Source organism: Rhizobium sp. BK112 (genome assembly GCF_014193215.1).
Taxonomy (GTDB): Bacteria; Pseudomonadota; Alphaproteobacteria; order Rhizobiales; family Rhizobiaceae; genus Rhizobium; species Rhizobium anhuiense.
This window is the reverse complement of the sequence record NZ_JACHYZ010000011.1, coordinates 1-26,233: the sequence shown is the minus strand read 5'-3', so window position 1 is coordinate 26,233 and position 26,233 is coordinate 1. Positions and strand designations below refer to the sequence as shown.

Sequence of the window (26,233 nt, the reverse complement as noted above, 5' to 3'; positions counted from 1 at the left end):
CTGATGCTCGTCCCGATGGAGCAGCGGCATGAGCATCCCGCGCGACAATTATGTTGGCGAGCCCGACTATCCCACGCCCTGGACGACGAAGCAGCCGCGCGAAGGTTTGCGTGATCTTGACGAGGCAAAGATCGTCTCGCTATCGCCGGATGTATGCCTGACGCCGGTCGGCTCCTCGGTTGTTTCCATCCCGTACCCGATCGTCGACTATTGCGGGCACGACAAAGACTACACGCCATCTGTCCGCTTTACCGGCAAGAAGGCAATGGCCCTGCGGTCCTGTACGACCCACGTCCACGGCGATGCACCGGGAACGAAAAAGGGATTCAAATCCGGTACTGTGGGAAATGTCTGCGAGCCGATCGGGCATGCCGACCAGGTGCGCGCCGAGGGTTCTCACGTCATCCGGCATCTCGACCGCTTCTGGATGAACAATCGGAATACCCAGGGCGAAGCCATCTTCGTGCGTGGGACTGAGACCTATGATCCGCCTGCGGATGACGATCCTATAATGGGATCATTGGCAGCCCAGAAGCCGATACAGCTTGCGTTTGATGCCACTTCCCCTGAAGGGCAGAGGTTGTTACGTGAATTCATGGCGCGGCAGGCAGAGCAAGGCGCGACACAGCCTAAAAGCGGTTCCTCGCTTGGACGCAAAGGTAATTTTGGCCGTCCCATTCCGGGCGGTGGATTAGCTGGAGCCGCAATTGCTCTCGGAGAGATACAAAATCAATATTACGCTGGCAGCAGACTTTGGCGCTTGCGAAATAGCCTTGAAGAACAAGGTACAGTGGTCGATCCGAGCAATCCCCGTGAACTTCAGGCGCTGTCAAATTATTCCGAAAATCTTGGTGGAACCAGCTTCATAAAGCGAAATTTCTTCGCGCCGATGACGGAGGACGAGGCTCTCAATCAACTGAAAATGGAGCTGCAAGAAGTTAGGAAACAAGAAGCGCGAGAAGCGACAGAAGCCGTCCTGAACTCTAAAAGGCTTGAAGCGGCCGTTGGTCAAGGTGTCCGGGTAGATGTCGATGAGGGTGAATGGCCATGTATTGTTGGCCCCTACAAATATGTCGAGACGATCTGCCCGGGCGAGGCGCATCATATCATTCCGGATATGGTATATCGTCTGGGCACGGCTCCGGAAACGCAGACAGAAAAAGAGTCCACCGCCGGGCGTATTCCCAATTCGCCTACCTATAATCAGGGACAGGCTATTTGCCTGTCGCCAGGCATGCACAGAACGGACGACGATGCCGTTCACAAGTCGCTCAATCCGGCTCTCGCGAGTTTGGGACAGAACTATAACCCTCAGGGAACGGCTCCGCTTGGTAAAATCAGAGATGAGGCACACAAGGCGATTGATCGGATCGAGGGGCTGCCCGAGAAATGTAAAAAAATGGCAAAGGATGCGGCGGACGCGCAAGTTAATATCAAATTTAGGCAACCTGGCCGCACTACGCTACGACCTCCCCGATTGCCGGGCGGACAAGGTGTAATCGATGTCCTAAAAGCCGGCACTTATTGAGGTAAGAAATATGAAACCGTACGATCCCCTACGCCTTGATCGAGCCCTTGCTCTGGGGAAAGACACGTTCTGCGTCGTGTTCAGCGGCAAGGATTATGAGGATATGTATTCCTACGTCCTGGTTCACGAAGGTGGGTTGGAACAGCCATGGTCCCGTTCCGACGTCCCGCGTAAGATCGATGATCTTGCCGGTAGAATTGGAGAGAATGGACGGCCGATCATCTATGCTCTCAGCGATGAAGGCGATGTTTATACGCTGCCCATGGGCAAGGACTCCTCGCATCGTAAAATAGTCGGCGCTGGCGTCTATTCCGACGATGCGACCGATCTTGGATACGTCAATTCCATCGCCCTGATTGGGGATGCGCTGTTCATAACCGGCTATCACTCGCAGCTTTATCGTCTGGTCGAGAACGACATAGCCTGGTTCCACAAGGAAAAGCTGCCGCAAGCACCAGAAACATACGATTACCTCGTTTTCGGCAATCTGAATGGCTGGACCGAGAGCGATCTCTATATGAATGTGACCTATTCGCCGACAAGCACAAACAGGGAATTAACGGACGAAGAAGAGGAGGAGATGGGGCGCCTCTACCTAGCCGGCCGAAATGAAGAGGCCGCAGCCATTCGACGAGCCTCGGAGGGCTCAAGCCGTGTCCTGGAAGGCCGTCTTTATCATTGGAACGGGCAAGAATGGCGGATCATAGTCAAACCGCGCTCGGGGAAGTATTATCCAGAGCCAGCTACGCTTTCGGACATTTTCATCGAGTCCCCAGAGAAGGTCTGGGCCGTCGGCGGTAATGGCGTCATTTTGTGCGGGAATGCCGAACATGGCTTTCGGGATGTTTCTTTCAAGGGAAACAATGAAAAGCTGCATTCGATTACGAAATTCAAGGATCGGATGGTGATAGCCTCAGACTACGCTTTGCATTGGTTCGACGGGCACCTGCTGTCGCCTTTGAAACCCGTCATTGATCCGAGCATCAATCGCAACATTCCGAATCCGCTCAAAGTCCAGGCCGTCGATGATGTCTTGTATTACTTCGATTCAAAACATGGCGTTCACACCTTCGACGGTGATCGCTGGACAGATATCGAAATTCCGCCTGAGTTGCTGGAACGCGATTTCAAAGGGGTGCCGCCTAAATCTCGATGACCGACGCCCCTGACGACGACGAAGATCTCGAGGAGCTTTACGGAGCAGGGAAGCCGTCGCTTTACGCTGCAGGCATGGCGGATGACCGGTATTTTGCGCTTCTGGTCGGCGGTCCGCGCTGGGCAAAGATGGCGGCGACAAAGGATCGCCCTGACCATATCGAGCGGCTGATGAGCATCTGGAGCCAATATGTCTGCTACACCTCGGCGTCCCTTACAGGAAATATTGGATGAATTCGGGCCACTTAAAGATGGTATGACGGTTTCTGCTTCGCAGGCTGAGGGCTATCGCGGGAAGCTGCCTGACGCCATGGTTGATTTCTGGATTGAGTATGGGCGCGGGCAGTGGCGCGACGGTCTTTTCTGGATCTGCGATCCCGAGCCGATCATGCCTGTCCTGCACGCGCTGTTTGCAGGCGATCCGGAATTCGACGTCGCGAGAATGGTGCCCTTCATGCGGGATGCATTCGGCGAAGTCAGCGTCTGGCATCCGAAGTTCAAGCTGATCACGCTCAAGATGAATCTCGGCACCGTCACGACCACCGACATTACCACCCACGTCATTGAGGGCGTACCCCCCTTCGACGATGATATGGCGGTAGCTTCCGCCGTGGACGCCAGCGTTTTCGATTGTCGTGGCTGGGTGGATGCTACGACAGGCAAGCCCGTTTTCGATGCGGTTCGCCGGCGACTTGGGCCGATCAGCGCGGATCAGGTCTACACCATGGCCTCGGCGGCGATGGCGCTGCCAGGGATTTTTCAATCGGCGGCTTCATCGAATATCTGGGCGTGCTGTCGCAGATAGGATCCTTTACGCTCGAACGCTATATCGATCCGAAGCAGGGTGGTCGAGGGCCCTTTGGACATCTCGAAGCTGTTCGTACGATCGGACATGAATTTCTGATCAACAGGAACACACCATGACCGACACCGACGCAAAGCTCTTGCGAACATTCATCACCGACGAGAACGAAGCCTTTGCCGATCGGCGGCAGGGGAAGTTCTGGCCTGCCAATCATCATCGGATCGGACCTTCGGCGACCAAAGCTTCCGGGCTGCTCGATCCGAACGAGCAAATCGACTTCTATTTTCATTTCATGCGCGTTGCCGGCGGAGCCCCTTCGGTCGGAGAGAAGGACATGCCGCTGCTGGTCGAGGCCTACCGGCGCATGCTGCCCTTTCTCGATCTTGGCGGTGTCATTGCGATGTCGCGGCGGCATCAACTGCTGTTCGTCTTCGGTTTCGACGATGCCGGCGTCCTGCCGAGCGGCGAGACGATCTCGGCCAAGGCGCTGAAGGCGCGCCTCAGGCTCATTGCGCAGGTCGGCAATTATACGACGATGCCCGCCCAGCGCGACAAGAAGGCAAAGTTTGTTCCCTTCGCTGATGAGGCGGTGCGCATTCTCGAAACTTTCCGGCATCTGGGCTATCGCCATGATCGGCGCTACGGCGAAGATCTCTACGACGTCACCAATCTTCGCTTCTGGGGTATGGCGTTCATCTGCCTGCTCAACAAGGCGACCCGTGCCGATCTCGTTGCCGATATGGTCGAGGGCAAATACGATCTTATGCGGCGGGTCGAGCAACTGGCGATCCTGCACCGCTATGTCGAGGCGGTTCTGCCGGATGCCGAGGCCGACGAGGAGCATTTCCGCTCGCTGGCGCAGCAGCTCAACGACATCGAGCTCGCGCGTCGCAATGCCACCGAATCCGTCGCTCTGGCGCAGAGGCTGGAGCTGCCGTTCAGCGACGACGAGGACTGGGAAATCCATATTGCGGTGCCGCTGCGCGGCGCCGAAGGCCATCCGCTGATCGCCAAGAACGTCGTGCGATTGCATATCCGGCCGAACCCTGACTGGCAGTGGGAGCTGAACGCGCGCATCGCCGAGCGCGGAGAATTCTCGGAAAGCGAAAAGAAGAATTACCGGAACGATCTCGGTTTTCCCCTTCTTGGGCGCGGAAATCTGCATGCCTTTCCAACATGGCTGAGACAGCTGCGTGAGCAGAACGGCCTGGATTTCGACACCGGCGCTGCCGACATTCGTGTGGGCCGCAAGCGGGCGGCAGCCAAACGGATCACCCAATGGTTGGTGAACTGAACTCGCATCGATCGCGATAGTGGCAACTGCAAGGGTGACCCATCGTAGCGCTTTTCAAAGAGAGCGGCGGAGGGGGCTCACCGGCCCCAACTTGCGCTGGACAGGTGCCAATAACATGACTATGGAACTCATGTTATTTACCCTGCCACCTCCGGCGCTCCGAGCGCCAAGGGGCCGGAGTGCCAGTCAAAGGAGTGATCCATGTCCAGCCGTCTCAAGGCTTTTTCCGCCTTGGCAATGTCCCTGTCGTTTTTCCTGCCAGCAACGCTGCATGCCGAAAGTTCGTTTGTCGATCATCGCGGCAAGACGATCACCTTCGAGAAGCCGCCGGAACGGGTGGTCACCATCGTTCGCTCCGCGCCGATCATCTATCGCGCCGTGGATGAGAAGGCGGACAATATCGTCGGCATGAACAAGGATTCGCTCACGCGTTATTTCACCAAGGGCATCTATGCCGAGATGCTGCCCGAAATGGCGAAGATCAATGCCAGCGCCGCCCAGGATGGTTTCGTGCCGAATGTCGAGGCGATCCTGGCGCAGAAGCCGGACGCGGTCATTCAGTGGAACCATAGTGAAAAGCTCATCGAGCCCCTGGAGCGCGCCGGTCTTACCGTCGTCGCCTGGCGGTGCTGCACCGAGCAGGACCGGCTCGACTATATCTCGCTGACCGGCGCCATGACCGGCCGCAACGACCGCGCCCAGGCGATCCTGAAGGCGCAGGCCGACACGTTGAAGACACTCGACGGCAAGGTCGCCAAGCTCGACAAATCGGCCTTTCCCTCCGTCCTGCATATCGACAAGGTGGCTGACCAGATCCAGGTCATCGCCAACGGTTCGCAGAACCTCTCGCTCAGCGGCGTGACCAATCCGGCCGCCGACAAATCGGGTGAATGGTGGCGCACCGTCGATTTCGAACAACTGCTGGTCTGGAACCCCGACATCATAGTCATTCCTGCCTATGCGACCGATCTCAGCCCCAAGGATTTCTTCGACAACCCGGTCCTTGCCAATCTCAAGGCGGTCAAGGAAAAGCGCGTCTACAAGCAGCCGGTCTTTGCCCGCACACCCGATGCGCCGGAGATCTTCCTGACGTCGGAATGGCTGGCGGCAGTCGCCCATGGCGCCGATTTCGCGCCGGATTTTCGAAAGCAGATCCGCGACGTCTACCAGCTGATCTACGGCGCCGAACTGACGGAGGATCAACTGAAGGCGATCCTCGAATCCGAAAGCAACGCGCCGGCGGACAAGTATGTCGAACTCTTCGGCTAAATCTAGCGCAAGCGGCCCGGCGCGGCATGCGAACGCCGCCGCGCCGGGCTGGACGGGGCGGAAACTGGCTTCGGTTTCCGTCCTTCCCGTTCTGATCGGCCTGCTGGTCGCAACCGTGCTCTATTCGGTAACGATCGGCCGCTACGACCTGTCGGTCCGGGATGTCGCCTATATCCTGATCGACAATATCCACCCGCTGGTCACGCCTTATTGGGATCCGGTGCAGGAGGTGGTGGTCGAGCAGGTCCGCCTACCGCGCATCATAGCGGCCGTCATCATCGGCTTCGGCCTGTCCATTTCGGGCGCGGCGCTGCAGGGGCTCTTCCGCAATCCGCTGGTGGATCCCGGTATCATCGGCGTGACGGCGGGGGCCGGTTTCGGCGGGACGCTGGCGATCCTCATCGGATTGCAGGGCTATCTTCTGTTGAGCATGGCCTTCCTCTTCGGCATCGCCAGCATTTTCCTCGTCAAGCTGTTGTCGACGGTGCGCGGGCGCACGAGCATGCTGACGCTGGTTCTGGCGGGCGTCGTCATATCGGCCTTCTTTTCGGCGGCGATCTCAATTGCCAAACTGCTGGCCGATCCCTTCCAGAAACTGCCGGCCATCACCTATTGGCTGATGGGCAGCATCGCCTCCAGCAGCTATTGGGACGTTCTTCTGATGGCGGTGGCGGTGGTGCCGTCCGCCGTTGCGATCTATCTCCTGCGCTTCCAGATCAACATCATGTCGCTCGGCGAGGAAAAGGCGAGGGCGCTCGGCACGAAGGTGGTGCTGGTGCAATGGATCATCCTGCTTGCGTCGGCGCTGATTTCGGCGGGCGTGGTTGCGACATCGGGCATCATCGGATGGGTCGGCCTCGTCATTCCGCATGTCGCCCGCGCGCTCGTCGGCGCCGATCATCAACGGTTGCTGCCGGTCTCCGGCGTCATCGGCGCGATCTATCTGCTGATGGTCGACAATCTCGCGCGAACGGTGAGCACGGCCGAGATCCCGCTCGGCATCATCACCGCGCTGATCGGCGTTCCCGTTTTCGCGGTGATCCTGCGCCGCCTGCATGCCAAGGGAGGCTGGTCCAGTGATTGAGGCAAGCGATCTCACCGTCGAGCGCGGCGGCAAAACCATCCTCAGCAATTACAGCCTCAGCCTGGAGCGCGGGCGGATTCTGGCCGTGCTCGGCGCCAATGGCGTCGGCAAGACGACGCTGATCAATACGCTGATCGGCGTCATCAAGCCGAAGTCGGGGCGGCTTTCGATCGGCGGGCAGGTGGGTTTCGTGCCGCAGCTCTTCGAAGTGCCGTTTTCCTATTCCGCTCTCGATATCGTCCTGATGGGAAGGGCGCGCCACCTCGGCCTGTTCGGTTCGCCGGGCAGGAGGGATTATGAGCTGGCGCGGCACTATTTCCACATGCTCGCTATCGAACATCTCGAACCGCAGGCCTTCAATTCGTTGAGCGGCGGCCAGCGCCAGCTTGTCATGATCGCTCAGGCGTTGGCATCGGAATGTGAGCTCCTGATTCTCGACGAACCCTGCGCGGCACTCGACTACAAGAACCAGGACAAGGTTCTGTGCCTGCTCGAGCAGCTCAGGGACAGGCATGGCATGACCATCGCCTTTTCCACCCACATGCCGCAGCACGCGGTGGAGATTGCCAGCGATGTCCTGCTGATGACCAGCGGCAGCAGCTATGTCTGCGGCCCGACTGCGGATGCGCTCAGCGCCGGAAATCTGAGCGACCTCTACGACCTGCCGATCGCGCGCGCCGATTTCGATGGGCTCGCCAAACACACCTATGCGCCCGTGTTCCGGCATGAGGGAGCCCGTTTCGATGGCTGAAGCAATAAGGCCCGGAAAAGGCATCGCCTATATCCATTGGGGCAATAGCTGGCAGCTGCGCAGCTTCCAGGATTTCCGTCACTATATCGACGATCTCATCTACATCAACGATCTGCCCAGGCTCGACCTGTCGTCCTACGCCGCCGTGGTCATGCCGGATGCGATGGATGCGGCGGCACCGCAGCCGCATGCAGAGCAGCTGAACGCCTATCTCCACGGCGGCGGTTTTCTCGTCGTCTGCCTGCAGGGGCATGCCGACTGGATCGATATTCCAGGGTTGGAATGGACGCCGGGAAATTGCCGCGATTGGCTGTGGTGGACGAAGGGCGAAAGACTGGAGGTCAGCCTCTCCGAGCCGCACCACCCGATCACCGAAAGCATGCCGCTCTCGCATATGAGCTGGCACTGGGGCGGCTCCTACAATGTTCCTGAAGGCGCGCGCTCGATCCTCGAGATCGACGATGGGCGCGGCAGCCTGTTTCTCGATTTTCCCGCGCTGCCGGGCGGCGGGCGTTTGCTGCTCGCAACGCTGGACCCCCATTCGCACAACGGCCAGCGCTTCATGCCGGCGACCACGCGTTTTCTGCGCTCCTTCTATCCCTGGCTGAACCGCGAGCTCGGCATCGAGCGGCCCGCGAGAAATCGCTTCACCTATCTGCAATGCTCGCACGTCCCGTCGGAGTGGCATCCCGACGGGCTGGAGGAAAGCCTCCGGCACACCGGTTTCGAGACATTGTTCGCTCCGCTTTATCAGCTCGGTCCCGACCTTCTCGACGGCACGGATACGCTCTACATTCCAAGCAGCCATGACGAGTTCTTCCTCAAGAGCCGGGCGAACGATCTCCTGGCATTTCTGGAGCGCGGTGGAAACCTGATCATCGCGGCCGAACCGTGCCAGCCGTGGCTGCCCTTCATGGCGCCGTTCCATGCCGTGCCGCCGCGTCCCTTCGCCAACATCAAAGTCCGTCTGCGCGACGACCGCTTCGGCATCTTCTCCGATCTCGGCGACGGCTTCGACGCGTGGAAGGGAATTTTCGGCCAATATGCGCGCGGCTGGACCGACCCGCCGCCCGGAGCGATCTGGCTGACCGATATCGGCCCCGAGCACGATCCGAAGCCGGCGGACTGGATATGGCAATATCCGACCCGGACCGGCCGCGGCGGATATGTCTTCATGCACAATGGCGACAACATGACCCGCTATCCCGACCGTGGCCCGAAAAAGGAAGCGCTGCTTGCCAATATCGCCGTCGCCCTGAGAAAGCTCTCCATCGGCGAGCTTCTCTTTTAGCGGGAGTGGGGAGAAGGCACGAAAGCCGGCCTGCGCGTTGCGAGCGACCGGCCAATAGTCAAAACACGTCTATTCTGTCCGTTCTGCGCGAGAAAATACGGGGGCTGCGGGGCGCCGAAGGATTTTCTTAAACGTTGCCGCCTTGGATGGGATCGCTGTCTGTCAACGGATGATACCGCCTCGGTCACAGGCGGCAGCGGCGCAATCGTTCGGCATGCAAACGGGAATAAGACATGATCCATGGCATTTGCGCTCTGACGATTCACCACGGGTCTCATGCCCGTGGCGCGTTGCGCTAAGGTTCGGTGCGCATGGTCGAGACAACCAACAGCTCCGGACGGAATAAAGCGCATCAGGATCGAGCCGATCATCCCGACACCGGCGAGGCAATCACGGATCTCGGAGATCAGAAAGCCAGATTCTGCGCCGAAATCGCGGCCTTGGCCAATGCTGCCATGAACGGGGATCTCAGACGGCGAATGAACGCCGACTACGCGGATCCGGATCTTCGTCGTTCGGCTGTCATCCTCAATGAGCTGATTTCGTCGATCGACGGCAACCTGTCCGATTTCAACGATGCGATGACCGCTTTTGCCCAGGGAGATCTCCGCATCAGCGTGCGGGCCAAGCACCGCGGCGCATTCGGGCAATTGCAGAAGAACTTCAATCTGGCCGTGGCCACGATCCGCTCGATGTTGGGAGAGCAAGGTTCGGAACGGTTCACGGATAAGGCGACAAAATTCGGCCGGATGCTGGCAGCCTTCCGATCGAAGGGAATTGCTTTCGGCGTTCGGATTCCCGACGAAGATGCGCAGCCAATTCCCTCGCCGCCCCACGATCTCTGGCTGAAGCTTGCCGACGCCCTGGACGACTTCTCGATCTGAACGGTCGCCGTGGCGTCGGTGTGCCGACCGTTCGACGAGGTGACCGCACCGCAATGCAATAGAGCGCCGCGTCTCCGACAGGACGCTCTATCGCTTTGCCGGTGATGCCTCTCAGCCTCAGAAAGGATAGTGCTGGGCGGAATCTTCCACCGTGATCCAGCGCAGGTCGGTGAATTCGGCGATTGCCGCCTTGCCGCCGAAGCGGCCGTAGCCGCTGCCTTTGACGCCGCCGAAGGGCATCTGCGCCTCGTCATGCAGCGTCGGGCCGTTGACGTGGCAGATGCCGGATTCGATCCGCGCCGCAACCGCCATTGCCCGCTGGATGTCGCGGCTGAAGACGGCGGAGGACAGGCCGTATTCGGTGTCGTTGGCGATGCGGATGGCTTCCTCCTCACCGGCAACACGAATGATCGGCTTCACCGGACCGAAGGATTCTTCCGCATAGACGCGCATCTCGGGCGTGACGTGATCGAGCAGCGTCGCCTCGACCACGGTGCCCGAGCGCTTGCCGCCGGCCACGAGCTTGGCCCCCTTGGCCGTCGCATCGGCGATCAGCTCCTCCATTTTCTTCGCTGCATCGAGGCTGATCAGCGAGCCGAGAACGACGTGGCCCCGCGGATCGCCGGCCGGCAGCTGGCTGGCGCGGGCGGCCAGTTTGGCGACGAACTGATCGGCGATCGTCTCGTCGACGATGATCCGCTCCGTCGACATGCAGATCTGGCCCTGATGCATGAAGGCGCCGAAAATGGCGGCATTGACGGCGCCGTCGATATCGGCGTCGTCGAGGATGACGAGCGGTGCCTTGCCGCCGAGCTCGAGAAGGGCGGGCTTCAGATATTTGCCGCAGGTCTCGGCGATGATCTTGCCGACCTTGGTCGAGCCGGTGAAATTCACGCGCTTGACGGCCGGATGGGCGATCAGCGCGGCGACGATCTGAGGCGCATCTTCCGGCGCATTGGTGATGACGTTGATGACGCCGGCTGGCAGCCCTGCTTCTGTCAGCGCGGTGGCAATCAGCCGATGCGTGCCGGGGCATTGTTCGGATGCCTTGAGGATGACGGTGTTGCCGCAGGCGATCGGCATGGCGATGGCGCGGGTGGCGAGGATGACGGGCGCGTTCCAGGGGGCAATCGCCAGGCAGACGCCGGCCGCCTGGCGAACACCCATGGCGAGCGTGCCGGGTTTGTCGGAAGGGATGATTTCGCCTGTGATCTGCGTCGTCATGGCGCCGGCCTCGCGCAGGATATTGGCGGCGAGCATGACATTGAAACCGGCCCAGGGTGCGGTTGCGCCGGTCTCCTCGATCATCAGCCGGGTAAACTCGCCGACTTTCGAATCCATGATATCGGCAGCCTTCATCAGGATCGCGCGGCGCTGGCCGGGGCCGGTCTTCGACCAGGCGCCGAAGGCAGCGGAGGCGGCATTGACGGCTGCGGCAACGTCGTCCAGGTCCGCCGCTGCGGCGCGGCTTGCGAGCTTCTCGGTGAAGGGATCGAGACGATCATAGGTCCGGCCGGTGGAGGCCGCGCGGTCGGCGCCGTTTATGAGGAGGGAAATATTCATCTGAGGTCTCCTGGGGACAAGGATTAGAAGCCGAGGACTTCGGCGTTGATGGACGCTTCGAGGCCGCCGTCGACGGCAATGTTGGCGCCGTTGATCCAGCGCGCGCCATCCGAGCAGAGGAAGAGCACGGCCGGCGCGATATCGGCTGAGGTGCCGGCCCGGCCGACGCGGGTGATGTCGCTGTCGACCCTCGCGTCACCGAGCACGGCGCGGAACTGCTTGAGGATCGGCGTTTCCACCGGTCCGGGGCTGACCGCATTGACCCGGATGCCGCGGCTTTTGAACAGCGGCTGGTGGGCGGCGCGCATGGTCCAGAGCAGCAGCAGTTCCTTGGAGAGCGGGTAGCCTTGCTCGTCCTTGAGGCCGTGTTCGGCCACAACCGCCGCCACGTCCGGAAAACCTTCTTTGCCGGCCAAGGCCTTTGCCCGCTCGAGATTGGCGCGCCAGCCGTAGCCGGCAATCGAGGCGACGTTGACGACGGCGCCGCCTTCGCGCAGGCGGGGTGCCACGGCTTCGGACAGGGCGCGAAGGCCGTAGAAATTGACGGCGAGCGTCGAGGCGATACCGGTGCTACCGGAAAGGCCGGCGACATTGGCGAGCGCGTCGAGGCGTGTCGGCAACTGCGCGACGATGTCGGCAACGCCTGATGGGGTGGACAGATCGCCCTTGATGAAGGCGGCACTTCCACCGGCCGGTTCGCGCACATCGACGCCGATGACCTCGGCACCCATCTGGCCGGCCAGCTCGGCCGTGCGGGCGCCGATGCCGGAAGCCACGCCGGTCACCAGGATTGTTTTACCAAAAAGCATGAACGTCACCTTTCGCAAGAGAGTCCGGACATAAGCCGGCTCATTCTTCCCATTTGATCTTATGCGGACCCGGCAATTTCAGCCGGTAGCCGACGGGCAGAAGTTGAAAATCGTAGCGGCGCTCGATTTCGCCCCACAGGCCGCGTGGCAGGTAGAGGGAGAAAATCAGGGCGGTGGCACCGAGGCCAATCAGGTACCAGACGCCGGCTGCGCCGAAGAAGGTCTCGATCACGAAGAACAGGATGGCGCCGAGGATGGCGCCTTCGAATTTGCCGATCCCGCCGACCAGCACCATGAAGATCATGTAGGCCGTCCATTGGACGCTGAAATAGGTCTTCGGCTGGAAGGTCGTGGCGGTTGCCAGCCACAGGCCTCCGGCGACGGCGATGCCGAAGGCGGCGAGCACGAAGAGCAGCCTCTTCGTCGCGATCACGCGCACGCCGACCGAGGTCGCCGCCTCCTCATTGTCGCGGATCGCCTGCATGGCAGCGCCCGCGCGGCTGCGCATCAGGATGAAGAGCGCGCCGAGCAGGGCGGCCATGGCCGCCAATGCGAGCCAGTAGATCGTCGCCCGCCGCGTGCCGCTGTCATAGACGTTGAGCGAAATCAGCGAGGTTCCGGTTTCTCCCTGGATCAGGCCGTCGAGGTTGACGAGCAGGTGGGCGAGTGTGGCGACCACCCACATGCCGATCGCAAACTCGCCGCCCTTCAGGCGCAGCATGAACAGCGAAAGCGGGATCGACAGCGCACCGGTGACGATCGCGGCGGCAAACAGCGCGGCGAAGGGATTGAGCCCCGCATCGGCAAGCCGGATGGTGAAATAGGCGCCGAGGCCGAAGAATACCTGCTGGCCGACCGAAACCAGCCCGCCGAAACCGGCAAGCGCATTCCACATGGCGGCAAGGATCACGTAGATGAACAGGGCCGTCAGCCGGTCGATCGCGCCGGCGCCGAGCACGGCGGGAGCGAACATCAGCAAGGCGAGTACCGCGGCCATGGAGCCGAGCGCCACCCGAGACGATTTCGTCCAGCGCTCTATCGATATTCCGTTGGAGATGATGGTCATGTCGGGCTCCGGAGACGGGCGCGCAGCTTGAGAGAGGCGCCGAATTTGTCGAGAACCGGCATGCCGAACCGGGACAGCCTGACGAACAGCACCAGCAGGAACACGGCATGGCCGCCGATCAGGAAGCCTTGCGGATGCAATTGCGCGCCGAGCGATTGGGCAAGGCCGAGAACGATGCCGCCGGCAAGCGTGCCCCATAGTGATCCCGCTCCGCCGATCACGGCCGCCTCGAAGGCGAAGAGAAGCTGCGGGCCGCCGGCATAGGGGCTGAAGGTCGCCCGCATCCCGAGAAAGGCGCCGGCGATGCCGACCGTGACCATGGTGATCGCAGTGGCGACGGCGTTGACCCTGCGGGCATCGATGCCGACCAGTCCTGCCGTATCGGGATCTTCCGCCGTCGCGCGGATGGCGCGGCCGAGGGCAAAGCGGCTGAGGAAGAACTGCAGCGTGCCGAGAATGAGGACTGCGGCCACCATCATCATGACGGCAAGCTTGCCGACGAAGATGTGGCCGGGCAGCTGCCAGGAGGCATAGGACAGGTTGCCGATGAAGGGCGCGAGCGACCTTGTGTCGGCGCCGAACTGCTCGAACAGCAGGTTATCGATGACGATTGACAGGCCGAAGGTCGTGAGAATCGGCAGGAGCGTGCCGCCGCGGGCGCTGCGTTCCAGGATGAAGCGCTGCAGCAGCCAGCCGACGGCCGCCATCACCGGCAGCACGATCAGCAGGCCGTAGAAAGGCGGAATGCCGGCTTTGGCGGCGAGCAGCCACAGGCCGTAGGCGGCTGCGACCGCCAGGCTGCCATGCGCGAGATTGATGATCCGCATGACGGAGAACATGAAGGACAGGCCGCAGGCGATAACGGCGTAGTAACCGCCGAGCAGAATGCCCTGGAGCAGGGTATTGATCACGATGCGCTCCTTTCGCCGGCTGCCCGGTGCAATCCGAAATAGGCTTGGGTGACGTGCTCGCGCGTGACGGCCGCCGCCGGCCTGTCGAGGACGATGCGTCCCTCGAGCATGCAGATGACACGGCTTGCCACGCTCATGGCGCGGGCGAGATCCTGCTCGACGAGCACGATTGTTGTTCCCGACGTCAGCAGCGCTTGCAGCTGGGCATAGACGCGATCGACGACCAGAGGCGAAAGCCCGAGCGAGACCTCGTCCAGGAGAAGAATATCGGGATTGCTCATCAGCGCCCGGCCGATGGCGGTCGCCTGCTGTTCCCCGCCCGAGAGGTGCCCGGTCTTGGCGTGACGACGGGGTTTCAGGTTGGGAAAGGCGTCGAGCACGCGATCGATGCTCCACTCGCCCTTGCGGCCGGAGCTCTTTCCGAGAAGCAGGTTTTCCTCCACCGTCATCTGTGAAAACAGGCGCCGGCCTTCCGGCACCAGGGCGATGCCCTTGGCGATGCGCTTGTGGGACGGCACGGAAGCCAGATCTTCATCGTTGAGAAGGACGCGGCCGGAGGATGGAAGATGGGCGCCGGCGATCGATCGAAGCAGCGTCGTCTTGCCGGCGCCGTTCGCGCCGACCAGCGCCAGCACTTCGCCCTTGGCAAGATCGAAACTGACGCCGCGCACCGCCTGCAGCAGGCCGTGGCGGACGTCGAGGTCGCGGATGGAAAGAAGGCTCATGCGGGCGTCCCTCCAAGATAGGCCTTGACCACCTCCGCATTGCTCATGACCATTTTCGGTTCGCCATCGGCGATGATCCTGCCGGCGTCCATGCAGATCAGCCGTTCTGCCACCTGCAGCAGGATATGAACGATATGCTCGATCCAGACGATGCCGATGCCGCGGCGGCGCAATTCGAGGATGGTTTCGACGAGCTCGCTCGCCTCGCCATCGGTCAGGCCGCCGCCGATCTCGTCGAGCAGCAACAGTCTCGGCTGCGTGGCAAGCGCGCGGGCAAGCTCCAGCCGTTTGCGATCCAGCAGGCCGAGCGTATCGGCGGGGCGGTTGGCGACATCAAGCATACCGCAGAGCGAAAGCGAATCCACCACGCGCTCATAGGCCTCGTCGCGGCTGGCGGCATGGCCGTGCGATGCGGCGACGAAAACATTCTCGAAGGTCGTCATGCCGCTGAAGGGTTTGGGAATTTGATGGGTCCGGACGAGCCCGGAGCGGCAGCGTTCTGCCGCCGTCCGGTTCGTCACGTCGGCGCCATCGAAGGTGATGCTTCCCTCGCTCGGCGGAAAGGCGCCGGCGAGCACGCTGAGCAGGGTCGTCTTGCCCGCGCCGTTCGGCCCGACAATGCCGACCGCCTCGCCATCGCCCATGGAAAAATCCAGATTCTCCAGGACCACCAGCGCGCCGAACCGCTTGTGGATCCCTTTGGCCGAGAGAAAGGCTCCTCCCGGCCGTCTTTGCGCTTGCTGCTGCACTTTGGTTATCCGTTGTAAGCGGTGAGCTTGGCGCCGACCGGAACGTTCGGGTCGGTGGCGTTTTCGGTGACGACGTAGTCGAGCGCGAATTTCGAGCCCTCCGGCGCTTTCACCCATTGCGTGCCGATGATCGGCCCGGGAGAAACATTGGCGACGGGACCGCTGGTGAAGTCGACCTTGCCGGCGATCGTCGTGGTCTTCAGCGTGCTCAGCGCCTTGGCGACGGCCTCCTTGCTCTTGACGTCGGCGCTGGCTTTCAGCGCATCGAAGCCGGCGTCGAGAAGCGCAAGGCTGGCGCCGAGCTGCTGCGTCCACTGTTTGCCGCTTGCCGTTTCATAACCGTCGGCGAGTTCGGTTCCGGAGACACCCGTCAGCGTCGATTTGTAGGGGAAGGCCTTGTGCCAATAGGCGGCGCTGCCGATGTTCAGGCCGAGGCCGCCGAGCGCCTCGATGTCGGAGGGAAACAGGCCCGTCTTGGCGATCTGGCAGATCTTGATCTGCTGGGTGAGACCCTGCTGCGCGGCCTGACGCCAGAAGGCGGCGAAATCGGGCGGGATCGGGAACGAATTGAAGATCTCCACGCCCTCCTGCCTGAAGAGGGCGATCTGCGCGGTAAAATCAGTGGTGCCGGTTTCATAGGCGCCGGGATCGACGATGGTGAAGCCCTCCTTGGCGAGCGCCGGCGCCAGATGGGCACGGATCGCATTGCCGTCGGCATCGTTGGGATACATGACGCCGACCTTCTTGTTGGTCTCGATCAGGTTCCACTGCGAAACATAGGCCTTGTGGAATTCTTCGACGCCGAAGCCGAAATGATAGGTCCACTTGAACGGCGAGGGCGCTCCGGGCTTGGCGCCGCGGCCGAAATACCAGGCTTCCCAGGGCATGACCGTCGAGAGGCAGGGAATGCCGGCCGCTTCGCAGGCGTCGGCCACCGGGTTGATGGTTTCGGGCGTCGAGACGGCAAGCATCAGGTCGATCGACTGGTTGTTGATCAGGTCCTTCGCCAGCTGGCCGGCGCGCGAGGGATCGGATTGGGTATCCTGGTCGAGGATCTCCACCTTCCAGGTCTTGCCGCCCGCCTGCAGGCCGTTCGCCAGCGCCTTGCGCGCCAGGTCGAGCACATAGCCGTCCGTCTCGCCGAAGCCGCCGAGCGGGCCGGTGCGCGGGCTGATGAAGCCGACCTTCAGCGTGTCGCTGCTTTGCGCAAAGGCGGTGCGGCCGGAAAGCGCCAGTGCCGCGCCTCCCGCCACGGTCGATGCGATGAAAGAGCGGCGGCTCAGCGATGCCGCGTTGAATTTTCCGCTGCGGAAAATGCCGTTCATGAAATCATTCCTCCCTCTTGATGGGGCCTCCCAGCCCGTTCCCAATGTTCATTTCCACCGATCTCAGTTCAGATCGGGTAGTGCCGTTTTCCCGATGCGATGGTCACCCATCGGAGCTCGGTGAATTCATCGATTGCCGCCTTGCCGCCGAAGCGGCCGTAGCCGCTTGATTTGACGCCGCCGAAGGGCATTTGCGGCTCGTCGGAAACTGTCGCCTCGTTGATGTGGCAGATGCCGGATTCGAGCCGCATGGCGACGGCAAGCGCGGCATTGACGTCGGCGCTGAAAACGGCGGCCGAAAGCCCGTATTCATTGTCGTTGGCAACCGTCACGGCCTCATCGACGCTGCCGACCCGGATGATCGCGGCGACCGGCCCAAAGCTCTCCTCGCGGTAGATGCGCATGGCGGGTGTGACGTGATCGATGACGGTCGCGTCCATCAGCGTGCCGTTGGCGTGACCGCCGCAGACGAGCACCGCGCCTTTCTGCAGGGCGTCGTCGATGAGCGACCTGACCCGCCGGATGGCCTCGGCGTTGATCAGCGTGCCGAGCGGCGTGTTGCCGTCCTTCGGGTTGCCGGCGACGAGGGTTGCGGCCTTCGCCCGGAACTTGCCGACGAAGCCGTCGGCGATCTCGTCCATCAGGATGATCCGTTCGGTCGACATGCAGATCTGGCCTTGGTTCATGAAGGCGCCGAAGGCGGCAGCACTGACGGCTTCGTCGATATCGGCGTCGGCCAGAACGATGAACGGCGCCTTGCCGCCGAGTTCGAGCAGGCAGCGCTTGAGATGTCGTGCCGCGGATTCGGCGATGATCCGGCCGACACGGGTGGAGCCGGTGAAATTGATGCGGCGCACGGCCGGATGGGCGATCAGGGCGTCGACAACGGCGGCGGCATCGCTCGGCGCATTGGAAACGACATTGACGACGCCGCGCGGAAAGCCGGCGTCACACAGGACGTCGCCGATCAGGCCATGGGTTTTCGGGCAGAGTTCGGAAGCCTTCAGGATGACCGTGTTGCCGCAGGCAAGCGGCATGGCGACGGCGCGGGTGCCGAGGATGATGGGCGCATTCCAGGGGGCAATGCCGACGCAGACGCCTGCCGGCTGGCGGACCGCCATGGCAAGGTTTCCCGGAATACCTGAAGGAATGAGCTCGCCCGAGATTTGCGTGGTCATCGCCGCAGCCTCTCGGAGAATATCCGCGCCGAGCCCGCAATTGATCGCGGCCCATTGCGCGGTGGCGCCGGTTTCGCCGGTCATGGCGGCGATGAGTTCCGGTGCGCGCGCGTCCAGGATATCGGCGGCGGCATTCAGCAGCCTGCGCCGTTCGCCCGGCCCGGTCTGCGACCAGTCCGGAAAGGCTGCCGCGGCCGCATTGGCAGCCCTTGTCATGTCGGCAACGGATCCTGCCGAGGCGATCGTCGCGACATCGCCGGTCAGCGGATCGATGCGTTCGAAGGTGGCCCCTTCGGAAGCATCCATCGCCTCGTTGTTGATCATCAGCTTTGCCGCGAACACTGTTCCACCCACTTCGTCACGTGTTGGCGCCATGTGCCGGCGCCTGCTTTATTGCCATGGGGAGAAAACGAGCGGACGCGGCGCCACGAGGGTCGCCTGACGATTCCCACATCTGCTGAAGAGCCTCCTCCCAAAGGCTGATGAGAAAAGGTTACGCCGATCCGGCGTGGATGGAATGCGATTTATTGGGTTAATATTGTAATTATCTGGCAATTGCCGCATATTTGACGCGGGAATGGAGGAGAGGCCTTGGCGACGGACGGGGGGATTCATCACTATGCCAGGGGCGAGTGGCACGGGCCGTCGCTGTCGCACCGGCGCATCCGTTTCCAAAGAGGACTCTATTCCGATTTCCACCATTTTCTTCTGCTCGGGGAGGGGAGTGGGGAGCTTCATTTCGACAATGGCGACCATCGGCCGCTGCACGGACCGCTGCTTGCCTTCCTGCCGCCGCAGGCGCGCTGCGACCTGTCGATATCAGCCGGAAGCGCGGCCCATCTGGTCGGCGCCTCGCCGCAGATCATGGTCGATGCGATCGGCGACAAGGTGGAATCCTATTCGCTGCGCATCTTCACCGAGCAGCGCAAGCTGGTCGAGGCACTGGATCCCTCAGCAGTGGCCGAAATCAGCCCGCTGATTTCGGGCTTCGTGCGGGAACTGGGCGATCCCGCCCGCTCCTCCTGGATGGTCGCATCCGCCTATATCCGGCTCATTCTGATGGCGCTGTGGCGCGGCTCAGACGGCGAGAGAAGCGAGCAGCGCGGGCAGGGCGAAACCGGGTCGATCCTGCAGAGATACCGGCAACTGGTCGAGGCCGGTTTCCGCCGGCACCGGCCGATCAGCGATTATGCCGCGGAATTGGGCGTCACGGCCGACCGGCTGCATTCCATCTGCCAAAGGGCGCTCGGCCGCTCGCCGATCCAGCTCCTGCATGAGCGCGTGGTGCAGGAGGCAAAACTCAGGCTGGAACGATCGGCCCGCAATATCCAGGAAATCTCCGACAGCCTCGGCTTTCGCGATCCGACCTATTTCAGCCATTTCTTCAAACGCAAGACCGGCCTTTCCCCCGCCGGCTACCGCGAAATCGCCCGCGCTTCGGCCGGCTCGGAAAACAGCATGCTGTCCTCGGGTTATGCGGATTGGCCTTAGGTTTGGGGCCATTGGGAAAAAGTTGGAATTTGCCGGGTCTTGGATCGCAAATCGTGCGAACATGGAATCCCAAGCTGGGGTAGGATTGCAATGCGCCAGGAAGTGGTCGTTGCGCGCCGCAATCGGCAATGGTCGACATGGGGCCGATAGCGGACTAGCAGCTCCCAGTGTCGTTGAATTAGTAGAGACGTTTAAATCGAAGCGTGAAGCAATCGCCATCTGCCGATGTAAGGATCTCAGCTCTTGCAAGGGATCGAGTCACGTTTCCCCCAAATTGCTGCTCAATCCTCCAGAATGCTCGCGATCCTCACCAAATCTGCAACTGACGATGCGTGCATTTTTCGCATCATGTGACCGCGGTGAAGCTTCACGGTGGCCTCAGCGAGCTGAACTTCAGCCGCAATTTGTTTGTTCAGCTTCCCGGCGACGACCAATGTCATAATCTGCCGCTCGCGCTCGGTAAGTTTGGAATACCTTAAGCGCAATGCCGCCGTTTGATTTGCCTCTTCGCGTCGAGCACTATCTCTTACCAAAGCGCGGTTCACCGCTTCGAGCAGGTCCTGCTCGCGCACTGGCTTGGTAAGCACATCGATAGCTCCAGCCTTCATGGCGCGGACAGCCATCGCCACATCGACATGAGCGCTGATCAGCACCACTGACCTTGGGTGGTGGCTTTTTGCTAATGCCTCTTGAAACTCCAAGCCGCTTTGACCTGGCAATCGGATATCCAGCACAATACAGCCTGCACGATCAGGATCATCGACAGTAAGGAACTGTGCTACCGAACCATGGGTTTCAGCGACAAGTCCGACAGATTCGAACAATCCTCTCAGAGCTTCGCGGACACTTTCGTCGTCATCAATGACAATAACTGTGGGCCGGCCTCTCTTGCGATCATCTATCATGGCCAAGATCGCCCTCCGCCATTGGCAAAGTGAACGTGAACAGGCCTCCGTCCCCGTTCTCCCCCGATGAAGCCCAAATACGGCCACCATGTGCTTCGACGATTGAACGGCATATCGATAAGCCCATTCCGATACCGTCGGCCTTCGTGCTGTAGAATGCTTCGAAAACGCGCTCCAACTCGTGGATAGGTACCCCGCGGCCTGTGTCCGAAACACTCACTTTCACAAGCTGCTCATCTGCAGTACATCGGATGACGATGCGTCTTGCCCCGGAAGAAGCTGCCATCGCTTCCGCGCTATTCATGACCAGGTTTAGAACAACCTGCTGCAGTTGTGTCCGGTCTCCTACGACTTCGATAGGCATTTGGGCCATATCAAGACCAACTTCTATTCCGCGCCTTTGAAGTTCGCCGGTCAACAGATTCAGTACCTCACGCACGGCGGGTTTGAAGTCAGTTTTCTCAATTTTAGCAGGCAACTTCTGAGCCATTGCCCGGATACTGGTGATAATGTCACCGGCACGATGTCCGTCCCTGACGATCCTTTCGGCTGCCAGCCGCGCCTGCTCCAGATCGATATGACCCGGCTGTAGCCAGCGCAGACATGTGCCGGCATTCGTGACGATTGCCATCAGCGGCTGGTTGACTTCATGGGCAATCGAGACGGCAAGTTCACCTGTGGCTGTCATCCGGGTCACATGTGCGAGGTCACTCTGACTTTGCCGCAAGGACTCTTCGGCCCGTTTGCGATCCTCAATATCCACGACGACGCCGTACCATCGCACAACATTTCCATCTGAATCCAGAAGTGGGCTTTGTCGAAGGTTGAACCATCGATATTCGCCATCGGCGCGTCTGATGCGGGCATCCACCGGACGGCTTTTTTTCGAGGCTACGATATCGTCCCAAGCCATACGCATCGGCTCGACATCATCAGGATGAAACATGCGATAAAAGCCGAAGCCGACGATCTCTTCAAAAGGTAGTCCGACATAATCGATCAAGTTTCGATTAAAATATTCAAGCCGGCCATCCGAGGTGCAGGACCAAGCCATGGCGGGTATCGTGTTGATGATAAGATTGAGCTTGTGTTCACTTTCCCTGAGCGCAGCTTCGCTTTCTCGAAGAGCATTCTCCGCGTATTGCAGGTCTTCGATATCGATATTGACGCCGAACCAACGAACGAGCCCGTTGGCATCGACAAGCTTGCGGCCCGAGAAGTAAAACCAGCGGTACCCGCCGTCTGCTCCGCGAATGCGTCCTTTCAAAACAGTGTGGTCGGAATGCTCTAGGTCTCTCTTCCAGATGTCCACCATGCCGGGAATATCGTCTGGGTGATAAAGGTCCAGGAAGCCCCAGTCGAGAATTTGGTCAGCAGGACGGCCTGCATAGTCCAGCCAGCTTTTATTGACAAAATCGGCGCTGCCATCCGGTCGCGCTGACCACACGAGAACAGGCAGCGAATTGATGATAAGGCTGAGGTTCTCTTCGCTGGCCGCAAGTGCAGTCTTCGTTTCCTTCAATGCATTTTCGGCCTGTTTGCGGTCCTCGATATCGAGGACCACACCGTACCATCTCAGGACATTTCCTTCTGCATCGAGCCGCGGCTTCTGGCGGAGCGTGCACCAACGATATTGGCCATCTGCGCGCCTCAGTCTGCCCACGACCTCCCTGGCATGCTTCGAGGCCATGATGTCATGCCATTCCGAAGCGAGATATGACGTGTCGTCAGGATGAAATAGCTTGTAGAATCCCACTCCGGAGATTTCCTCAAGCGGCGCCCCGATGAACTCGAGAAAATGCTGGTTGGCAAAATCGAGCATGCCTTCCGACGTTGCGGACCACACCATGGCGGGGATTAGATCAATAATGGGATCGGTTTCCGGCTCTCGTTCCACCGCACTCTCCGTTCAGAGTTTGAGACGTTCGCGAGCCTAGAAGTTCCGACTCATGTCAGGAAGTAGAGAAGGGTGGCCGATCGTCCGACGGAAATAGTTACGGGATTTCCAGGTGTTGCGTAAGGACAAATCGATATACGAAGGTCTATGGTTGCAATGCCACCGTCTAGTTGCAGGCGACCTAGATCGCAATTGAGAGCGATCAGAAACCCGCTTACTCCTACGCATAGAAGCCCTTGACGAATGGCGACGTCGGCTGATCCGTCGTTGCCCTCACTCAAACATCTACGTGCATTGGAATTCTGCATCACTGCCATTTCCTGACTGATGCAACAGCATTCGGTGACGTGGTTTATCGCGACCCGAACGGCCCAAAGCAGCCCTTACTCGAAACCAACTTTCGTTTCATCTCGACCTATGGGGAGACTATCATGCGTAGTTTGATCATGTGCCTGATGTTGGCGACCGCCAGCATGACCACGGCAACAATGGTAAGCGCACTTCCTGCGCACGCCACGGCGGAGCTTCGCGAAGCTCCGGTTCCCATCCACTACCGAACCGCAAAGATCGAGGGCCTCGATATCTTCTACCGGGAAGCTGGCCCGGCCGACGCTCCGGTCGTGCTGCTACTCCATGGGTTTCCGACGTCCTCCCACATGTTCCGGAATCTGATCCCGCTTCTGGCAGACCGATACCACGTCATCGCGCCGGACTATCCCGGTTATGGCCAAAGCGCGTCTCCCGACCGTGGTAAGTTTGCCTACACGTTTGGCGGCGTCGCCGATATCGTAGACAAGTTACTCGACCATTTGGCGGTCAAAAGCTACGCAATGTACGTCATGGATTATGGTGCACCGGTGGGTTACCGCCTGGCGCTGAAACATCCGGAACGGGTGAGTGCGCTGATCATCCAGAACGGCAACGCCTATGATGAAGGGCTGAAGGAATTCTGGGATCCCATCAAGACCTATTGGTCCGATGGGTCGGACAAGAGCCGCGGGGCGCTCTCCGGTCTGGTCACGCTCGAAACGACCAAGTTCCAGTATACCGATGGCATGGAAGACGTGTCGCGCATCAGCCCTGACAACTGGGTTCACGACCAGGCTCTTCTGGACCGACCTGGCAATAAGGATATCCAGCTCGACATGTTGTATGATTATCGCACCAACGTTCCGCTTTACCCCGCGTTCCAAAGTTTCTTTCGTGAGCGCAAGCCGCCCACGCTCATCGTCTGGGGCAAGAATGATTACATCTTTCCTGAGGCCGGCGCTCATCCTTATCTCAAGGATCTTCCGGATGCCGAACTTCATATCCTGAACTCAGGTCACTTCCTGCTCGAAGAAAAGTTGGACGTCGCTGCTCCGCTAATCAACGATTTCCTGGATCGCCGCGTCGCAAAGGAGTGACGATCAGGCATGGTTGCCGGCGGTGTGGCGAAGGTTTCCGTCAAGTCGAGGTCGCACCGCTGAAAAGCCGTTACCAAATTCCAGATTTTGGAGATCCCCATGCCATACCATTTTTTGGAAGTTGCAGTCACTCCGAATGTGCGGCTGGCACAAGCTGAAATGGGTGCCGACCAGATCTGGTTAGGCGACCACCATCGGGAATCCGACAGCTTCACCGACAGCGAACTGGCTTTCATCTCTGCACGGGACAGCTTCTACATTGCCTCTGTGTCGGAAACCGGTTGGCCCTATGTTCAGCATCGCGGTGGTCCAAAGGGCTTTCTGAAAATCGTCGACAGGAAAACACTGGCGTTCGCCGACTACAGGGGCAACCGCCAATATATCAGTACCGGAAACTTTGCCGCAAATGACCGGGCCTGTCTCTTTGTGGTGGATTACCCGCGACGAGCCCGCCTCAAGATCTACATGCATGTCGAGAAGCTGACACTCGATGCCGACCCGGCGCTGGCCGACCTGGTTTTCGACGCCGGCTACCGAGCAAAAGCAGAGCGGATTTTTCGACTGCGGCTGGAAGCCTTCGATTGGAACTGCCCTCAACATATCACACCGCGTTACACCGAAGAGGAGGTCGCGAAAGCGGTGGCAGCGTTGCGTGAACGCTTAGCCGAACTGGAGTCGGAGAATGCAGAATTGCATACGCGGCTCGAGGCCTTGCGAGGAAGATAATGAACGCCACAAGACCCAGTTGCAGGAGTTTTCACGAGCTTCTGCAACAGAAACGGCGTGCGGAGGACGGCTGGAACAACAGCAATCCCGAAAGGTCGCGCTGGCCTATGGCCACGACAGCCGGTGGCGCAACCGGTCCGAGCTTATAAACGGCGAGAGCACTCCCGGTCTCAGCGATTCGGTTTCTATGGGGAAAGAACGACATGACGCATACCACCCATCACCGCGTTGATATCGACGGTCGTGATGTATTTTATCGGCAGGCCGGAGAACCAGCCAAACCGGCCCTGTTACTGCTGCACGGGTTTCCGTCATCGAGCCACATGTTTCGCGATCTTATTCCACTGCTTGCGGACCGATTTCACCTCATCGCACCCGACATTACAGGGTTTGGCCAGTCGCAAGCGCCTGCGCGCACAAATTTTGCCTACACGTACGACAATCTTGCCCGCATCATCCAGAGGTTCATTGAGGTGCTGGGCATCGGGCGGTTTGCTCTTTACGCCTTCGATATCGGAGCGCCCATCGGTTTCCGCGTCGCGATGAAGTTTCCCGAGCGGGTGACGGCAATCATTTCCCAAAATGGCAATGCCTACGAGGAGGGGTTGAGCGACGTCTGGAATCCGATCAGGCGATACTGGTCCGATCCCACGACCGCCAACCGCGATGCCCTGCGCGAGATCATGAAACCTCTCGCCATCCGCTGGCAGTACGAACACGGTGTTTCGGATTTATCGAACGTGTCTCCCGATGGCTATTCGCTCGATGCCTTCTACATGGCGCGTCCGGATAGTGAAGAAATCCAATTCGACCTTGCGCTCGACTACGCGAGCAACGTGGTCCTGTATCCGATGTTTCAAGCATATTTCCGCCGGCATCAACCCAGGTTCCTGGCAATCTGGGGCGACAAGGATCCCTTCTTCCTGCCCGCAGGTGCGGAGGCCTTTAGACGCGATCTCCCGAACGCTGAGATCCAGCTCCTCAATACCGGCCACTTCGCGTTGGAGACGCATTCCCGAGAAATTGCCACCGCGATAGCGGACTTCCTGACTTAACCCCGCTCGCAACCGCCGGCTTACACCGCTGCTGACGTCGCTGCGGTGAAGTCTGTTTGGCCGTTTGATCGTTAAGGACACGAGCATGGATCGCCCGTCAGCATCGCACCAAATGGTGCCGGAAGAAGAAATCATCGAAGTGAAAGCATTTATCGACCTCTTCATGATCGCGCCGCAGACGTTCGTCGACCAGGCTGAGTTTCGCTGCATGCCATTGGCTGGAGGTTGCGCAATATCGCTGCCAAGCGCGCCCGCCATCGGTCTCAATCGGGTGCTCGGCATCGTGGCACCTGAAGATCTCGACATGGCCTGTGAATGGATGAGCAAAAGGGCGGGCCGACGCTACTTACAAATGAACGCTGCCAC

25 protein-coding genes and 1 pseudogene are annotated in these 26,233 nt (G+C 60.2%); 16 read left to right on the top strand and 10 right to left on the bottom strand.

The features are described from left to right. The first annotated feature begins 28 nt into the window (after positions 1–28). The 10 genes from FHT75_RS26260 (at position 29) to FHT75_RS26215 (ending at position 10,061) form a co-directional block, all read left to right on the top strand. Entirely contained in the window at positions 29–1,528 is a 1,500-nt protein-coding gene (locus FHT75_RS26260) for a DUF4150 domain-containing protein (RefSeq protein ID WP_063474138.1), read from the top strand. A 10-nt stretch (positions 1,529–1,538) separates the two neighbouring features. Further along, entirely contained in the window at positions 1,539–2,684 is a 1,146-nt protein-coding gene (locus FHT75_RS35670; RefSeq protein ID WP_088930329.1) for a hypothetical protein, read from the top strand. Further along, positions 2,681–2,917: a hypothetical protein gene (locus FHT75_RS26250; RefSeq protein ID WP_063474139.1), complete on the top strand. Its 237-nt coding sequence runs from the start codon at positions 2,681–2,683 to the stop codon at positions 2,915–2,917. The genes FHT75_RS35670 and FHT75_RS26250 overlap by 4 nt, the downstream gene beginning before the upstream one ends. After that, complete coding sequence (locus FHT75_RS26245; RefSeq protein WP_246712969.1) at positions 2,910–3,488, top strand: GAD-like domain-containing protein; 579 nt, start codon at positions 2,910–2,912, stop codon at positions 3,486–3,488. The genes FHT75_RS26250 and FHT75_RS26245 overlap by 8 nt, the downstream gene beginning before the upstream one ends. Before the next feature lie 115 nt (positions 3,489–3,603). Beyond that, positions 3,604–4,782 (top strand): hypothetical protein, encoded by a 1,179-nt coding sequence (locus tag FHT75_RS26240; protein ID WP_063474141.1) that lies wholly within the window; start codon positions 3,604–3,606, stop codon positions 4,780–4,782. A gap of 201 nt (positions 4,783–4,983) precedes the next feature. After that, complete coding sequence (locus tag FHT75_RS26235) at positions 4,984–6,051, top strand: ABC transporter substrate-binding protein (RefSeq protein WP_063474142.1); 1,068 nt, start codon at positions 4,984–4,986, stop codon at positions 6,049–6,051. Next, complete coding sequence (locus FHT75_RS26230; RefSeq protein ID WP_245294551.1) at positions 6,032–7,135, top strand: FecCD family ABC transporter permease; 1,104 nt, start codon at positions 6,032–6,034, stop codon at positions 7,133–7,135. Before FHT75_RS26235 ends, FHT75_RS26230 begins: the two co-directional genes overlap by 20 nt. Next, on the top strand, positions 7,128–7,886 hold the full coding sequence (locus FHT75_RS26225) for an ABC transporter ATP-binding protein (protein ID WP_082849677.1): 759 nt from the start codon (positions 7,128–7,130) through the stop codon (positions 7,884–7,886). Before FHT75_RS26230 ends, FHT75_RS26225 begins: the two co-directional genes overlap by 8 nt. Then, positions 7,879–9,177, top strand: a complete 1,299-nt coding sequence (locus FHT75_RS26220) for a DUF4350 domain-containing protein (RefSeq protein WP_063474143.1) — start codon at positions 7,879–7,881, stop codon at positions 9,175–9,177. Before FHT75_RS26225 ends, FHT75_RS26220 begins: the two co-directional genes overlap by 8 nt. Before the next feature lie 311 nt (positions 9,178–9,488). Then, positions 9,489–10,061, top strand: coding sequence for a methyl-accepting chemotaxis protein (locus tag FHT75_RS26215; protein ID WP_063474144.1), 573 nt, complete (start codon positions 9,489–9,491; stop codon positions 10,059–10,061). A gap of 117 nt (positions 10,062–10,178) precedes the next feature. Here the strand turns inward: FHT75_RS26215 and FHT75_RS26210 are convergent, their stop codons facing one another. The 8 genes from FHT75_RS26210 to FHT75_RS26175 form a co-directional block, all read right to left on the bottom strand. Then, positions 10,179–11,624, bottom strand: coding sequence for an aldehyde dehydrogenase (locus tag FHT75_RS26210; protein ID WP_063474145.1), 1,446 nt, complete (start codon positions 11,622–11,624; stop codon positions 10,179–10,181). 23 nt (positions 11,625–11,647) lie between these two features. Continuing rightward, complete coding sequence (locus FHT75_RS26205; protein ID WP_063474146.1) at positions 11,648–12,433, bottom strand: coniferyl-alcohol dehydrogenase; 786 nt, start codon at positions 12,431–12,433, stop codon at positions 11,648–11,650. Between the two features lie 40 nt (positions 12,434–12,473). Further along, the gene (locus tag FHT75_RS26200; RefSeq protein ID WP_063474147.1) at positions 12,474–13,499 is read right to left on the bottom strand and encodes a branched-chain amino acid ABC transporter permease; all 1,026 of its coding nucleotides are present in this window, start codon (positions 13,497–13,499) and stop codon (positions 12,474–12,476) included. Continuing rightward, positions 13,496–14,410, bottom strand: coding sequence for a branched-chain amino acid ABC transporter permease (locus FHT75_RS26195; RefSeq protein WP_063474148.1), 915 nt, complete (start codon positions 14,408–14,410; stop codon positions 13,496–13,498). The genes FHT75_RS26200 and FHT75_RS26195 overlap by 4 nt, the downstream gene beginning before the upstream one ends. Further along, positions 14,407–15,135 carry an ABC transporter ATP-binding protein gene (locus FHT75_RS26190; protein WP_063474149.1) on the bottom strand — a complete coding sequence of 243 codons (729 nt, stop codon included), beginning with the start codon at positions 15,133–15,135 and terminating at the stop codon, positions 14,407–14,409. The genes FHT75_RS26195 and FHT75_RS26190 overlap by 4 nt, the downstream gene beginning before the upstream one ends. Beyond that, complete coding sequence (locus tag FHT75_RS26185; protein WP_063474150.1) at positions 15,132–15,884, bottom strand: ABC transporter ATP-binding protein; 753 nt, start codon at positions 15,882–15,884, stop codon at positions 15,132–15,134. Before FHT75_RS26185 ends, FHT75_RS26190 begins: the two co-directional genes overlap by 4 nt. A 5-nt stretch (positions 15,885–15,889) precedes the next feature. Next, positions 15,890–17,209 carry an ABC transporter substrate-binding protein gene (locus FHT75_RS26180; protein WP_063474151.1) on the bottom strand — a complete coding sequence of 440 codons (1,320 nt, stop codon included), beginning with the start codon at positions 17,207–17,209 and terminating at the stop codon, positions 15,890–15,892. Positions 17,210–17,277: 68 nt separating this feature from the next. After that, positions 17,278–18,762, bottom strand: coding sequence for an aldehyde dehydrogenase (locus tag FHT75_RS26175; RefSeq protein ID WP_029723122.1), 1,485 nt, complete (start codon positions 18,760–18,762; stop codon positions 17,278–17,280). 216 nt (positions 18,763–18,978) lie between these two features. Between FHT75_RS26175 and FHT75_RS26170 the strand changes: the two genes are divergently transcribed. Continuing rightward, positions 18,979–19,878, top strand: a complete 900-nt coding sequence (locus FHT75_RS26170; RefSeq protein WP_025554744.1) for a helix-turn-helix transcriptional regulator — start codon at positions 18,979–18,981, stop codon at positions 19,876–19,878. A gap of 281 nt (positions 19,879–20,159) precedes the next feature. Here the strand turns inward: FHT75_RS26170 and FHT75_RS26165 are convergent, their stop codons facing one another. Then, positions 20,160–20,783 (bottom strand): response regulator transcription factor, encoded by a 624-nt coding sequence (locus FHT75_RS26165; RefSeq protein WP_097631012.1) that lies wholly within the window; start codon positions 20,781–20,783, stop codon positions 20,160–20,162. Then, the gene (locus FHT75_RS26160; RefSeq protein WP_183845280.1) at positions 20,773–22,680 is read right to left on the bottom strand and encodes a PAS domain-containing sensor histidine kinase; all 1,908 of its coding nucleotides are present in this window, start codon (positions 22,678–22,680) and stop codon (positions 20,773–20,775) included. Before FHT75_RS26160 ends, FHT75_RS26165 begins: the two co-directional genes overlap by 11 nt. 431 nt (positions 22,681–23,111) lie before the next feature. Here FHT75_RS26160 and FHT75_RS26155 point away from each other — a divergent pair, with 431 nt between their 5' ends. The 5 genes and pseudogenes from FHT75_RS26155 to FHT75_RS26135 all read left to right on the top strand — a co-directional run. After that, positions 23,112–24,086 carry an alpha/beta fold hydrolase gene (locus FHT75_RS26155; protein WP_097544204.1) on the top strand — a complete coding sequence of 325 codons (975 nt, stop codon included), beginning with the start codon at positions 23,112–23,114 and terminating at the stop codon, positions 24,084–24,086. A 99-nt stretch (positions 24,087–24,185) separates the two neighbouring features. Continuing rightward, positions 24,186–24,812 carry a pyridoxamine 5'-phosphate oxidase family protein gene (locus FHT75_RS26150; protein WP_028757558.1) on the top strand — a complete coding sequence of 209 codons (627 nt, stop codon included), beginning with the start codon at positions 24,186–24,188 and terminating at the stop codon, positions 24,810–24,812. Beyond that, entirely contained in the window at positions 24,769–25,044 is a 276-nt protein-coding gene (locus FHT75_RS36520; protein WP_244653192.1) for a DUF1348 family protein, read from the top strand. The genes FHT75_RS26150 and FHT75_RS36520 overlap by 44 nt, the downstream gene beginning before the upstream one ends. Further along, on the top strand, positions 25,016–25,867 hold the full coding sequence (locus FHT75_RS26140) for an alpha/beta fold hydrolase (RefSeq protein WP_097544203.1): 852 nt from the start codon (positions 25,016–25,018) through the stop codon (positions 25,865–25,867). The genes FHT75_RS36520 and FHT75_RS26140 overlap by 29 nt, the downstream gene beginning before the upstream one ends. 85 nt (positions 25,868–25,952) lie before the next feature. Then, positions 25,953–26,233: pseudogene (locus FHT75_RS26135) on the top strand (N-acetyltransferase); the annotation flags it as partial.

What these genes read in the sequence shown, in the direction of transcription:
- FHT75_RS26260 (WP_063474138.1), top strand. Translation starts at nt 29, where the DNA reads ATGAGCATCCCGCGCGACAATTATGTTGGCGAGCCCGACTATCCCACG.
- FHT75_RS35670 (WP_088930329.1), top strand. Translation starts at nt 1,539, where the DNA reads ATGAAACCGTACGATCCCCTACGCCTTGATCGAGCCCTTGCTCTGGGG.
- FHT75_RS26250 (WP_063474139.1), top strand. Translation starts at nt 2,681, where the DNA reads ATGACCGACGCCCCTGACGACGACGAAGATCTCGAGGAGCTTTACGGA.
- FHT75_RS26240 (WP_063474141.1), top strand. Translation starts at nt 3,604, where the DNA reads ATGACCGACACCGACGCAAAGCTCTTGCGAACATTCATCACCGACGAG.
- FHT75_RS26235 (WP_063474142.1), top strand. Translation starts at nt 4,984, where the DNA reads ATGTCCAGCCGTCTCAAGGCTTTTTCCGCCTTGGCAATGTCCCTGTCG.
- FHT75_RS26230 (WP_245294551.1), top strand. Translation starts at nt 6,032, where the DNA reads ATGTCGAACTCTTCGGCTAAATCTAGCGCAAGCGGCCCGGCGCGGCAT.
- FHT75_RS26220 (WP_063474143.1), top strand. Translation starts at nt 7,879, where the DNA reads ATGGCTGAAGCAATAAGGCCCGGAAAAGGCATCGCCTATATCCATTGG.
- FHT75_RS26215 (WP_063474144.1), top strand. Translation starts at nt 9,489, where the DNA reads ATGGTCGAGACAACCAACAGCTCCGGACGGAATAAAGCGCATCAGGAT.
- FHT75_RS26210 (WP_063474145.1), bottom strand. Translation starts at nt 11,624, where the DNA reads ATGAATATTTCCCTCCTCATAAACGGCGCCGACCGCGCGGCCTCCACC.
- FHT75_RS26205 (WP_063474146.1), bottom strand. Translation starts at nt 12,433, where the DNA reads ATGCTTTTTGGTAAAACAATCCTGGTGACCGGCGTGGCTTCCGGCATC.
- FHT75_RS26200 (WP_063474147.1), bottom strand. Translation starts at nt 13,499, where the DNA reads ATGACCATCATCTCCAACGGAATATCGATAGAGCGCTGGACGAAATCG.
- FHT75_RS26190 (WP_063474149.1), bottom strand. Translation starts at nt 15,135, where the DNA reads ATGAGCCTTCTTTCCATCCGCGACCTCGACGTCCGCCACGGCCTGCTG.
- FHT75_RS26180 (WP_063474151.1), bottom strand. Translation starts at nt 17,209, where the DNA reads ATGAACGGCATTTTCCGCAGCGGAAAATTCAACGCGGCATCGCTGAGC.
- FHT75_RS26175 (WP_029723122.1), bottom strand. Translation starts at nt 18,762, where the DNA reads ATGGCGCCAACACGTGACGAAGTGGGTGGAACAGTGTTCGCGGCAAAG.
- FHT75_RS26165 (WP_097631012.1), bottom strand. Translation starts at nt 20,783, where the DNA reads ATGATAGATGATCGCAAGAGAGGCCGGCCCACAGTTATTGTCATTGAT.
- FHT75_RS26155 (WP_097544204.1), top strand. Translation starts at nt 23,112, where the DNA reads ATGCGTAGTTTGATCATGTGCCTGATGTTGGCGACCGCCAGCATGACC.
- FHT75_RS26150 (WP_028757558.1), top strand. Translation starts at nt 24,186, where the DNA reads ATGCCATACCATTTTTTGGAAGTTGCAGTCACTCCGAATGTGCGGCTG.
- FHT75_RS36520 (WP_244653192.1), top strand. Translation starts at nt 24,769, where the DNA reads ATGCAGAATTGCATACGCGGCTCGAGGCCTTGCGAGGAAGATAATGAA.
- FHT75_RS26140 (WP_097544203.1), top strand. Translation starts at nt 25,016, where the DNA reads ATGACGCATACCACCCATCACCGCGTTGATATCGACGGTCGTGATGTA.